The organism is Duganella flavida (genome assembly GCF_009857445.1).
In the GTDB taxonomy this organism is placed as follows: domain Bacteria; phylum Pseudomonadota; class Gammaproteobacteria; order Burkholderiales; family Burkholderiaceae_D; genus Rugamonas; species Rugamonas flavida.
The window spans coordinates 17,078-28,601 of record NZ_WWCN01000007.1 but is presented as its reverse complement, the minus strand read 5'-3'; the positions used below and the strand labels follow the sequence as shown (position 1 = coordinate 28,601).

At 60.0% G+C, this 11,524-nt stretch carries 12 protein-coding genes; 6 read left to right on the top strand and 6 right to left on the bottom strand.

Features of this window, described 5'->3' with window-relative positions; all coding sequences use genetic code 11:
* Window positions 1–79 precede the first annotated feature (79 nt).
* The 4 genes from GTP46_RS12420 to GTP46_RS12405 are packed head-to-tail and all read right to left on the bottom strand — an operon-like array spanning window position 80 to window position 4,629.
* The gene (locus GTP46_RS12420) at window positions 80–2,134 is read right to left on the bottom strand and encodes a sodium:solute symporter family protein (protein WP_161006953.1); all 2,055 of its coding nucleotides are present in this window, start codon (window positions 2,132–2,134) and stop codon (window positions 80–82) included.
* Window positions 2,131–2,403 carry a DUF4212 domain-containing protein gene (locus GTP46_RS12415; RefSeq protein WP_229258923.1) on the bottom strand — a complete coding sequence of 91 codons (273 nt, stop codon included), beginning with the start codon at window positions 2,401–2,403 and terminating at the stop codon, window positions 2,131–2,133. The genes GTP46_RS12420 and GTP46_RS12415 overlap by 4 nt, the downstream gene beginning before the upstream one ends.
* 4 nt (window positions 2,404–2,407) lie before the next feature.
* Complete coding sequence (locus GTP46_RS12410) at window positions 2,408–3,925, bottom strand: sensor histidine kinase (RefSeq protein WP_161006951.1); 1,518 nt, start codon at window positions 3,923–3,925, stop codon at window positions 2,408–2,410.
* On the bottom strand, window positions 3,922–4,629 hold the full coding sequence (locus tag GTP46_RS12405) for a response regulator (protein ID WP_161006950.1): 708 nt from the start codon (window positions 4,627–4,629) through the stop codon (window positions 3,922–3,924). Before GTP46_RS12405 ends, GTP46_RS12410 begins: the two co-directional genes overlap by 4 nt.
* Before the next feature lie 143 nt (window positions 4,630–4,772).
* Between GTP46_RS12405 and recA the strand changes: the two genes are divergently transcribed.
* The 6 genes from recA (at window position 4,773) to GTP46_RS12375 (ending at window position 10,172) form a co-directional block, all read left to right on the top strand.
* Entirely contained in the window at window positions 4,773–5,861 is a 1,089-nt protein-coding gene (gene recA, locus GTP46_RS12400) for a recombinase RecA (protein ID WP_161006949.1), read from the top strand.
* Window positions 5,862–5,949: 88 nt separating this feature from the next.
* Window positions 5,950–6,402 (top strand): recombination regulator RecX, encoded by a 453-nt coding sequence (gene recX, locus GTP46_RS12395; RefSeq protein ID WP_161006948.1) that lies wholly within the window; start codon window positions 5,950–5,952, stop codon window positions 6,400–6,402.
* Window positions 6,403–6,823: 421 nt separating this feature from the next.
* The gene (sucC, locus tag GTP46_RS12390) at window positions 6,824–7,990 is read left to right on the top strand and encodes an ADP-forming succinate--CoA ligase subunit beta (RefSeq protein ID WP_161006947.1); all 1,167 of its coding nucleotides are present in this window, start codon (window positions 6,824–6,826) and stop codon (window positions 7,988–7,990) included.
* 13 nt (window positions 7,991–8,003) lie between these two features.
* Window positions 8,004–8,885 (top strand): succinate--CoA ligase subunit alpha, encoded by an 882-nt coding sequence (gene sucD, locus GTP46_RS12385; RefSeq protein ID WP_154379791.1) that lies wholly within the window; start codon window positions 8,004–8,006, stop codon window positions 8,883–8,885.
* Window positions 8,886–8,947: 62 nt separating this feature from the next.
* Window positions 8,948–9,526, top strand: coding sequence for an FHA domain-containing protein (locus tag GTP46_RS12380; RefSeq protein ID WP_161006946.1), 579 nt, complete (start codon window positions 8,948–8,950; stop codon window positions 9,524–9,526).
* Window positions 9,527–9,698: 172 nt separating this feature from the next.
* The gene (locus tag GTP46_RS12375) at window positions 9,699–10,172 is read left to right on the top strand and encodes a pilin (RefSeq protein ID WP_161006945.1); all 474 of its coding nucleotides are present in this window, start codon (window positions 9,699–9,701) and stop codon (window positions 10,170–10,172) included.
* Between the two features lie 58 nt (window positions 10,173–10,230).
* Here the strand turns inward: GTP46_RS12375 and GTP46_RS12370 are convergent, their stop codons facing one another.
* Entirely contained in the window at window positions 10,231–10,944 is a 714-nt protein-coding gene (locus tag GTP46_RS12370; protein WP_161006944.1) for a flagellar brake protein, read from the bottom strand.
* 90 nt (window positions 10,945–11,034) lie between these two features.
* Window positions 11,035–11,520, bottom strand: a complete 486-nt coding sequence (gene moaC, locus GTP46_RS12365; RefSeq protein WP_161006943.1) for a cyclic pyranopterin monophosphate synthase MoaC — start codon at window positions 11,518–11,520, stop codon at window positions 11,035–11,037.
* Window positions 11,521–11,524: the final 4 nt, after the last annotated feature.

Below are 11,524 nucleotides of genomic sequence, written 5' to 3'. Positions count from 1 at the left end.
CGGGTTGTGGTGGTTGCGAAATTGGTAACGAGAGCACAATAGCATCAAGTTATCAAATCCGCCACAAGGCGTATGTATTTTATTGTTCTGGTGCGCGGATGTAGTCGACCAATGCGGCGGTCTGGCGGCCGGGCGCCGGCGTCAGCAGGCTGACAGCGATAATCGCCAGTACGCCGGCCGGAATGCCGAAGATGCCGGCCGAAATCGGCGCGATGTGGAACCACTGGTTGGCCGGCGCGCCGCCCAGCACCGGGCTGGTGTGCAGCATGTAGTAGATGCATAGCGTGAAGCCGGTCACCATGCCGGCAATCGCGCCGTAGTGGTTGGCGCGCTTCCAGAACACGCCCAGCACCAGCGCCGGGAACAGTGTCGAGCCGGCCAGCGAGAAGGCCGCGCCCACTAGCGACAGGATGTCGCCCGGCTTGGTCGACGCGGCGTAGGCGGCAATGAAGGCCACCGCCAGCAACAGCAGCTTGGAGATGGTCACACGCTTTTGAGTGGAGGCGCTGCGGTCGACCAGCTTGTAGTAGACGTCGTGTGACAGCGCGTTGGAGATGGCCAGCAGCAGGCCGTCCGCAGTCGATAGCGCAGCTGCCAGGCCGCCGGCCGCCACCAGCCCGGAGATCACGTAAGGCAGGCCGGCGATTTCCGGCGTGGCCAGCACTAGCACGTCGGCATCGATGGTGATTTCAGCCAGCTGCACCACGCCATCGTGGTTGATGTCGCTGATGCTGAACAGCGGGTTGACCTTGTCTACATTGGCCCAGTACGAGACCCAGTTAGGCAGGTGGGCGTAATCAGTGCCGACCAGCGCGCTGTAAATATCGTACTTGACCAGCACCGCCAGCGCCGGGATGGTCAGGTAGATCAGCAGGATGAAGAACAGGGTCCAGAACACCGACACCCGCGTTTCATGCACCGACGGCGTGGTGTAGGAACGCATCAGGATGTGCGGCAGCGCAGCTGTGCCCAGCATCAGGCAAAACACCAGCGCGAGGAAGTTATTGCGCTTGATGTCGGAGGTTTCCTTGTCGCCGGGGTAGGGCGTGGCGTGCGGCGTGATCGGTTCGGCGCGCTGCAGGTTTTGTTCGCGCGCTTCGGTCCAGGCGTGTTCGGCGTCGTCGGGGCTTTTCGGATAGGCCACCAGCTCGCGCTCGGCGCTGCGGATCTCCAGCAGCGAGGCGTTGCGGGCTTTCACGCTGTCGAGTTTGCGCTGGAGGTCGGTGCGGCCGGCTTCCCACGAAGCCGGCAGGGTCTTGATGCGGGCTTCGTAATCGGCAGCGCGCTGGCGGAAGATGGCGCGCACTTCGGCTTCTTTGGGATCGTCCTGCAGCACGTGCTCGCGTGCACTCAGCTTGGGCAGCAGCTTGCCGTAGGCGACTTGCGGAATCGGATTGTCGCTATGTTTGGCCGACAGCCAGATGGCCGGGATCAAGAATGCCACCACGATGATGATGTACTGTGCCACCTGCGTCCACGTGATGGCGCGCATGCCGCCGAGGAAGGAACACACCAGAATACTGGCGAGGCCGAGGAAGATGCCGACCGAGAAATCGACGCCGGTGAAGCGCGAGGCGATCAGGCCCACCGCATAAATCTGCGCTACCACGTAGGTGAACGAGACCGAGATGGTGGCCACCACCGCGAGAATGCGCACGGCGCGGCCGCCGCGCTCGGCGTTGTCGGCGCCGCCGTAGCGTTCGGCCAGGAAGTCGGGGATGGTGTATTGCGCGAACTTGCGCAGGTAGGGTGCGATCAAGAGCGCGACCAGGCAATAGCCGCCGGTCCAGCCCATGATGTAGGCGAGGCCGTCGAAGCCGTGCAGGTACAGCCCGCCCGCAAGGCTGATGAAGCTGGCGGCCGAGATCCAGTCGGCAGCGGTGGCCATGCCGTTGAACATGGCGGGCACGCGGCGTCCGGCTACATAGTATTCGAGCACGTTGGAGGTGCGGCTGATGACGCCGATCAGCGCGTACAGCACGATGGTGGCAAACATGAACAAATAGCCGATCCACACGCGCGGCATGCCTTCCTGTTCCAGCGCGGCCAGCGCGATCAGGAAGCAGGCGAAGCCGGCGGTGAACAGGATGTAGTAATGGCGCAGGCGCTGGAAGAAGGTACGGGCTGGTTTCAAGCGGATTCCTTATCGAGCTTGCGCATGCGCCAGGCGTAGAAGGCCAGGATGCCGAGGTAGACCAGCGAGGCGCCTTGCGCGGCCAGATAGAAAGACAGCGGCCAGCCGAATACGCTCAAGCCGGCCAGCTCGCGCGCGAAGAAGGCGGCGCAGAAGCCAGTCAATAGCCAGAGCATCAGCAAGGCGGTGGTCAGGCGGCGCGCCTTGCGCCAGTGCGCGGTGCGCGCCAGGCGCGGCCGTCCGTGCGGCGTCTCGCTGGCTGGCGGCATGGGCTTATCCATAGTGTGGTGGTTCTTCATTTTGTTCCGGTTGCGTCGGCGGCAGCGGGAAGGTCAGGCGGAACAGGGCGCCCGGCAGCTTGGCTTGCATGGCGCGCGGATTGCTGAAGATATCGACCTCGGCGCCATGTTGCTGCGCGATCTCACGCACGATGGCCAGCCCGAGGCCGCTGCCCTCGGCGGTATTGCCAAGGATGCGGTAGAAACGCTCGAACACGCGCTCGCGCTCGGCCTGCGCGATGCCGGGGCCGGTGTCCTCGACTTCCAGATAGCCATGCTCCAGCTCATCGCTGCGCACCCGCACGGTGACGCTGCCACCGGCCGGCGTGTAGCGCATAGCGTTGTCGATCAGGTTGGACAGCAGCTCGCGCAGCATGGTCGGATTGCCGGTAATGGTCAGCGGTTCTGCTGGCGCTTCAAAGCCGAGGTCGATGCGATGCGCGAACGAGGCCTGCACCCAATCCTGCACCACCGTGCGCGCCAGGTCGCCGAGGTCCAGCGCCTGCATGGCGGAACCAGTCTGCGGCTGGTTCTCGGCGCGGGCCAGTGCCAGCAGCTGGTTGACCAGGCGTGTGGCCGCTTCCGAACTCTTGGCCAGCTGCTCCAACGAGCGGTGGATTTCACCGTTGTCGGTCTGGCGCAAGGCCAGCTCGGACTGCATACGCATGCCGGCCAGTGGCGTACGCATCTGGTGCGCCGCGTCGGCAATGAAGCGCTTCTGCATATCAATCGTGAGCGACAGGCGCGACAGCATCTCGTTTAGCGAGCGCACCAGCGGCGAGATTTCTTCCGGCACCTGGTTGGAGGCGATCGGACTCAGGTCTTCCGAACTGCGCGCCCGTATCCGTTCCTGCAATTGCGCCAGCGGTGACAAGCCGCGCGCCAAGGCAAACCATACCAAGGCCAGCACAATCGGCAGCACAATGAACTGGGGCAGGATCACACCCTTGATGATGGCGTTGGCTAGCTGGGCGCGCTTCTCCAGCGTTTCCGCCACCTGCACCAGCGCCAACTGCGGCGTGCCGCCATCGTCGCGTTCCAGCTGCACGTAAGCGAAGGCGATACGCACCGGCGTGCCGTGCATGCCGTCGTTGCGGAAGCGCACGCCGCCGGAGCTGGTCTTGTCTTCGTCGTCGATGACCGGCTGCGGCATATCGCGATCGCCGTCGATGTGTTCGCCGCGCGGGCCCTGGATCTGGAAGTAGACGTTGTCGATATCGTCGGCCCGCAAAATATCGCGCGCCGAGCCGCTGAGGCTCTTGATCACCTTGCCATCGACCGAACGCACTTGCTGCGCCAGCACGGTGACGCTGTCTTCCAGCGCATGGTCGAAGGGCTGGTTGGCGATCGACTTGGCGACCAGGTAGGTGATGGCAATGCTCATCGGCCACAGCAGTAGCAGCGGCGCCAGCATCCAGTCGAGGATTTCGCCGAACAGCGAGTGCTGGATATCTTCATCCGCCTCGGGTGGCGGCGGCTGATATTCCAGTTCGGCTTCCGGCGACTGGTTCACTTGTGGCTATCCCCGGCTTCCGCGCTGGCGCGGGCATCATTGAATTTCTCAAGACAGTAGCCGAGGCCGCGCACCGTGGCAATGCGCACCCCGCCCACTTCGATCTTCTTGCGCAGGCGGTGCACATACACTTCGATGGCGTTGTTGCTGACTTCCTCGCCCCATTCGCACAGGTGGTCCACCAGCTGCTCTTTCGACACCAGGCGGCCGGTGCGCGCCAGCAGCACTTCCAGCAGGCCCAGTTCGCGTGCCGACAAATCCAGCATCTGGTCGTTGATGTAGGCGCTGCGACCGACCTGGTCGTAACTGAGCGGGCCGTGTTTGATGACGGTGGCGCCGCCGCCGGCGCCGCGCCGGGTCAGGGCGCGCACTCGCGCTTCCAGCTCGGACAGGGCAAACGGCTTGGCCATGTAATCGTCGGCGCCAAGGTCGAGGCCGTTGACGCGCTGCTCGATCGAATCGGCAGCGGTAAGGATCAGCACCGGCAGCAGCGAGCCGCGCGACCGCAGGCGGCGCAGCACTTCCAGCCCGGACAGCTTGGGCAAGCCCAGGTCCAGGATCAGCAGGTCGAACTCCTGGGTCGAGAGGGCGGTATCGGCCTCCTGCCCATTTCGTACGCAATCGATGGCATAGCCCGACTGGCGCAGCGAGCGGGTCAGCCCGTCGGCCAGTACGCTATCGTCTTCGGCAAGTAAAATACGCATGTAAAACACTCCGGCAGCACAAGCCCCTATTTTGGCGACTTTTTGTTCTTTCGCAAAGAAATACAAAATCCCGCTTGCATTAAGCACTGTTTTTTTATACAGTGCTACCTGAATTAAACAACCCCACTGGCGGAAAGCACATCATGGACGATAAAAAAGGCGTAGTACCTGCATCTGAAAAAGCCAAGGCGCTGGCAGCCGCGCTGGCCCAGATCGAGAAGCAATTCGGTAAAGGCTCCGTCATGCGCATGGACGCCAGTGCCCCGATTGAAGAAGTGCAAGTTGTCTCGACCGGCTCGCTGGGTCTGGACGTGGCGCTGGGCGTCGGTGGCCTGCCGCGCGGCCGCGTGGTGGAAATCTACGGTCCGGAATCGTCGGGTAAAACCACGCTGACCCTGCAAACCATCGCCGAGATGCAAAAACTGGGCGGCACCTGCGCCTTCATCGACGCGGAACACGCGCTGGACGTGGGCTATGCGCAGAAGCTGGGCGTCAATCTGCACGAACTGCTGATCTCGCAGCCGGATACCGGCGAACAAGCGCTGGAAATCTGCGATGCGCTGGTGCGCTCCGGTTCGGTGGACCTGGTGGTGGTTGACTCGGTCGCCGCGCTGACTCCACGCGCTGAAATTGAAGGCGACATGGGCGATTCCCTGCCAGGCCTGCAAGCCCGCCTGATGTCGCAAGCACTGCGTAAGCTGACCGGTTCGATCAACCGCACCAACACCCTGGTTATTTTCATTAACCAGATCCGTATGAAGATCGGTGTGATGTTCGGCTCGCCGGAAACCACCACCGGCGGTAACGCGCTGAAGTTCTACGCCTCGGTGCGTTTGGACATCCGCCGTACCGGCTCGATCAAATCGGGCGACGAGGTGATCGGTAACGAAACCAAGGTCAAGGTTGTGAAGAACAAGATTGCGCCACCGTTCAAGGAAGCGCACTTCGACATTCTGTACGGCGCCGGTACGTCGCGTGAAGGCGAGATTCTGGACCTGGGCGTGGAAGCCAAGATCGTCGAGAAATCGGGCTCGTGGTACAGCTATAACGGCGAACGCGTCGGCCAGGGTAAGGACAACGCGCGTATCTTCCTGCAAGAGCGTCCTGAGCTGGCATGGGAAATCGAAAACAAGGTACGTGAATCGCTGGGCGTGCGCGCACTGCCACCACTGCCGACCGACAATACCGTGGTTAAGCTGAAGCCAGCCAAGCCTGAAGCGGACGCTGCGTAATCGTCGCTCCCGCGCAGGCGGGAGTCCATAGAACGCGTGCTCAGCATGGGCCCCGGCCTCCGCCGGGGCGACGCGCTGCGGGGAATTTATGCCAGCACCACAACTCAGCCTGAAAGCGCGGGCACTGCGCTTTCTGTCCATGCGTGAGCACAGCCGGCTGGAGCTGGGCCGCAAGCTGTCCAAGTATGCCGAGGAGGGCGATGATGTTGACGCACTCCTCGATCTGCTGGAAAAAAATAACTGGCTGTCGCAAGAACGCTTCTCCGAATCGCTGATCCACCGCCGTGCCGCGCGCTACGGCAACAGCCGCATCGTGGCCGAGCTGCAAAGCCACGGCGTCAATGGTGAAGCGCTGCAAGAACTCAAATCCAACCTGGCTGATACCGAAATCGCGCGTGCAAACGAAGTGTGGCAGCGCAAGTTCGGCACCGTCGCCAACGACCCCCAAGAACGACATAAACAAATCCGTTTCCTGATGCAGCGTGGCTTCTCGCAACGTGTGGTGCAGAAGGTTATCAAAGGCGCTGACCTCGACGAGTAATTTCCCTTCGGTCCGGGGTGTGCTACACTTTACGGGTTTTTGCAGCACCGCGGGTGCGGTGGTTGTCCGTAGAAGCTGCGGCAACGTGCGTTTTTAATAAGAGAAATGCGCCAGGCTGCTAACTAATAGAAATGCCGTGAGAACGGTATCGATCTTATGTCTCTGCTAACTCCAGTTATCCGACGTGCGCTGCGGCTCACGCGCGCAAGTGCTATCCATAGCAAGGATGGCGCACGGGATAATGGCGGCCCCCTCTGCATCAAGCACCCCAAATTTTTAGCCCTGAGCCCGAACTACGGCGCAGCGGCCAAGTTGTACCCGCGCTGGGTGGACAAAGCAGCACCGGGTAGCGCGTAGCTCAAACTTATCTGCTTAATCATTCAACCGATTTATACACATCAGCATCAGAAGGGAAGCCAGCATGAAAATCCATGAGTATCAAGGCAAAGAAATCCTCCGAAAATACGGAGTGACGGTACCGCGCGGCATTCCGTGCCTGTCCGTAGAAGAAGCAGTGAAAGCTGCTGAAACCTTGGGCGGCCCAGTCTGGGTTGTAAAAGCTCAAATCCACGCCGGTGGCCGTGGTAAAGGCGGCGGCGTGAAAGTTGCCAAGTCGCTGGAACAAGTTAAAGAATACGCTGACCAGATCCTGGGCATGCAGCTGATCACCCACCAGACCGGTCCAGAAGGCCAAAAAGTACGTCGCCTGCTGATCGAAGAAGGCGCGGACATCAAGCAAGAACTGTACGTATCGCTGGTTACCGACCGCGTGACCCAGCGCGTTGTGCTGATGGCCTCGTCGGAAGGCGGCATGGACATCGAAGAAGTTGCTGAGTCCCACCCAGAAAAAATCCACTCGATCGCTATCGATCCAGTGGTTGGCCTGACCGATGCTGAAGCCGCTGACATCGCTGCGAAAATCGGCGTACCAGCAGGTTCGATCCCTGACGCTGTCACCAACCTGCAAGGCCTGTACAAAGCCTACTGGGAAACCGACTCGTCGCTGGCTGAAATCAACCCACTGATCGTGACCGGTTCGGGCAAGATCATCGCGCTGGACGCGAAATTCAACTTCGACGCCAACGCACTGTTCCGTCAACCAGAAATCGTCGCTTACCGCGATCTGGACGAAGAAGATCCAGCTGAAGTTGAAGCATCGAAATTCGACCTGGCTTACATCTCGCTGGACGGCAACATCGGCTGCCTGGTGAACGGCGCTGGTCTGGCCATGGCAACCATGGACACCATCAAACTGTTCGGCGGCGAGCCAGCCAACTTCCTGGACGTAGGCGGTGGCGCTACTGCTGAGAAAGTAACCGAAGCCTTCAAGATCATGTTGAAAAACCCAGGCCTGAAAGCCATCCTGGTCAACATCTTCGGCGGCATCATGCGTTGCGACGTGATCGCCGAAGGCGTGATCACCGCATCGAAAGCAGTTTCGCTGCAAGTACCGCTGGTAGTCCGCATGAAGGGCACCAACGAAGATCTGGGCAAGAAAATGCTGGCTGACTCCGGCCTGCCAATCATCGCCGCTGACACCATGGAAGATGCAGCTAAGAGCGTTGTTGCAGCCGCTGCTGGTAAATAATTAAGGAACCGATATGTCTATTCTGATCAACAAAGACACCAAAGTCATCACCCAGGGTATCACCGGCAAAACCGGTCAGTTCCACACCCGTATGTGCCGCGAATACGCGAACGGCAAAAACGCCTTCGTAGCAGGCGTGAACCCGAAGAAAGCCGGCGAAGACTTCGAAGGCATTCCAATTTTCGGTTCGGTGAAAGAAGCTGCATCGAACACCGGCGCCACCGTGTCGGTGATCTACGTGCCGCCAGCAGGCGCCGCTGCCGCCATCTGGGAAGCTGTTGAAGCTGAACTGGAACTGGCAATTTGCATCACCGAAGGCATTCCTGTCCGTGACATGATGGCCCTGAAGGATCGCATGGCTAAAGCTGGTTCGAAAACCCTGCTGCTGGGCCCTAACTGCCCAGGCCTGATCACCCCTGACGAAATCAAGATCGGCATCATGCCAGGTCACATTCACCGTAAGGGCCGCATCGGCGTGGTGTCGCGTTCGGGCACCCTGACCTATGAAGCAGTGGGTCAGCTGACCGCACTGGGCCTGGGCCAATCGTCGGCAGTTGGTATCGGCGGCGACCCAATCAACGGTCTGAAGCACATCGACGTGATGCGCATGTTCAACGAAGATCCTGAGACCGACGCGGTCATCATGATTGGCGAAATTGGCGGTCCAGACGAAGCCAATGCTGCACGTTGGGTTAAAGACAACATGAAGAAACCGGTTGTTGGCTTCATCGCCGGCGTTACCGCTCCTCCAGGCAAGCGCATGGGCCACGCCGGCGCGCTGATCTCGGGCGGCGCTGACACCGCGCAAGCCAAGCTGGACATCATGGAAGAGTGCGGCATCAAAGCCACCAAAAACCCATCGGAAATGGCACGCCTGCTGAAAGCAATGCTGTAATTTCGGTTGTGGAATAATAAAGGGGAGCCTCGTGCTCCCCTTTATTTTTTGGAGAATACGGTTTGGCCAAGCTCATCATCTCGCGCAACGGACAAGTAGAACAGCAAATACAATTGAGCAAAGAGCGCATGACGCTGGGCCGTCACCCGCGCAACGACATCGTGCTGACGCATCCGGCCGTGAGTGGCGAGCATGCGGCGATTGTCACCATCCTCGACGATTCCTTCCTGGAAGACCTGCACAGCACCAACGGTACTTTTGTGAATGGCCACCGCATCGGCAAGCACTTCCTGCAGCACCAGGACGCCATCAAGATGGCCAAGTTCGAGCTGACCTTTGTGGCCGACGGCATCCGCCCGCTGGCGGCAGCGCAGCCAGTGCTGGCCGAGATTTCTATCCTGAATGGCAACAACGCTGGCAAACACGTGGCACTGACCAAGCCGCAGACCACGCTGGGCCGCGCCGGCGTACAGGTGGTGGTGATCCATCGCCAGCCGGACTTTTACACCATTACCCACACCGAGGGCGAGGTCGCGCCGCTGCTGAATGGGGTGGCGCTGGATGCGCAAACGGCCGAACGCTTGAACCACGGCGACGTGATCGACCTCAGCGGGACAGAAATGGCATTCCGAATCGCCTGACAATAATTGTCAGCCGGGCGGGATATGACAAATTGCGGCGGTCCGGACTGACAAAAAATGGCACTTTTGAGGGTATTTTGCTGAAATTTTAGGCGAAAACAGGCTGGCACACCAATTGCACTATGGAAGGTGTACCACCCAACAATGTGTTTAAACCCCAAGGAGCCGCAAAATGAAATCCATGAAAATGATGAAGAAACAAGCCCAGGCCGGCTTCACCCTGATTGAACTGATGATCGTCGTGGCGATTATCGGTATCCTGGCCGCAGTAGCGATTCCTGCTTACAGCGACTACACCGCCAAGGCCAAAGTGGCGAACGCCATGTCGGCTGTTGATTCGCTGAAAACTGCTGTAGCGCTGTGCGCCCAGGAAGCTGGTGGCGACGTCAGCGGCTGCACCTCGGGTACTAATGGCGTACCGAAAGACACCGATTTCACCGCAACCAAGGAAGTGGCGAAAGCAGCTACCTCGGCTGGCGTGATCATCTTGACCTTCCAGTCCACCGGCGTGGCTTCGGGCGTGGATGGCAAAACCATCACCTTCAAACCAAACCTGGCTGCGGGCGGTTCGTCGCTTACCTGGACCATCACGACCGATGTCGCCAACACCGCTGCTGCAGCTGCCATCACCAAAAACAGCATCTAAGGCTAGCGTTTAGCCTGTATCGCAAAAGCCCGGCAAATGCCGGGCTTTTTTCATTGGATCAGACGATTTTCTGGCGGTCGGCGATCAATGCTTCATACGTCAGGTTTTGCAGCATGGTGTAGTGGACCGGATCGAGGTCGATGAACTGCACGCCGTAGGTGAACACTTCCGGCTTGTCGCCGGCGGCCGGCTTGACCACGTTGATGTTGCGGATGGTGGCATTCGGATTGACGCGCACCTGGCGGTTGCCGGGCTGGGCGATCAGGTAGAACGATAGCCCAACTTGAGCATCGCCCTCGGTCAGCTGCTTGGGCGACTCGATCAGCGCGCCGGATACGCTAAGGTTGACCAGGAATACCGAGGTGGCGGCGCCGGAGGCGCTGGTCACCTGCGCCGGGATATCGACCTTGACCCGCATTGCCGCGCGCAAGCTGGTGCCCTGGATCGATACCGGGAAACTCAGGTGCACATAGAACAGCGGCCGCGCGAACACGCGCTGCACCACGCAGGAGAACGAGCACACGTTGACGCCGGAAAACACGCGGATAGTCAGCTTGTCGCCTTCATTGAGTGCGATCGGAGCGTTGTTTTCGAACGGCACCTTGACGATCATGTACTCGTCCTTGACCCAGCCGATCAAGGTGGAGAAATGCTGGATCGGCTTCATGGTGCGGTGAGTGATGAACTGTATCCTGCCGCCTACTTGCAGGTTCATTTGCTCGAACTCGTATTCCTGAGTCTTGGCTTCGCTTGGCGGAGGGTTGCTACTCATTCAGCTCTTTCTCGGTGAAAAAATTGTCCCTGCGGCATTAATTATATACCCGCCAAGTTTGGGTAACAATCAGACAATACAATTAGTTAACTAGCTGGTTGCACTCCAGTCGCCCGATTTACCGCCGTGCTTTTCCATCACGCGGATATTGGACATGACCATGCCGCGGTCGACGGCTTTCACCATGTCATAAACGGTCAGCAGGCCGACCTGCACGGCGGTCAGGGCTTCCATTTCGACGCCGGTTTTGCCGTAGGTTTCGACCTGGGCTTTGCAGTGGACGCTGGAATTTTCGACATCGGTGTCGAAATCCACCGTCACGCGGGTCAGGGCCAGCGGGTGGCACAGGGGGATCAAATCACTGGTGCGCTTGGAGGCCATGATGGCGGCGATGCGGGCGATGCCCAGCACGTCGCCTTTCTTGGCGTTGCCGCTCAGGATCAGGGCCAGCGTCTCCGGCTTCATGCGGATCGAGCCGGTGGCGAGGGCGATGCGGTGGGTCTCCGCTTTGGCGCCGACGTCCACCATATGGGCTTGTCCGGTGGCGTCAAAGTGGGTCAGGTGTTCGGTGGTCATGGTG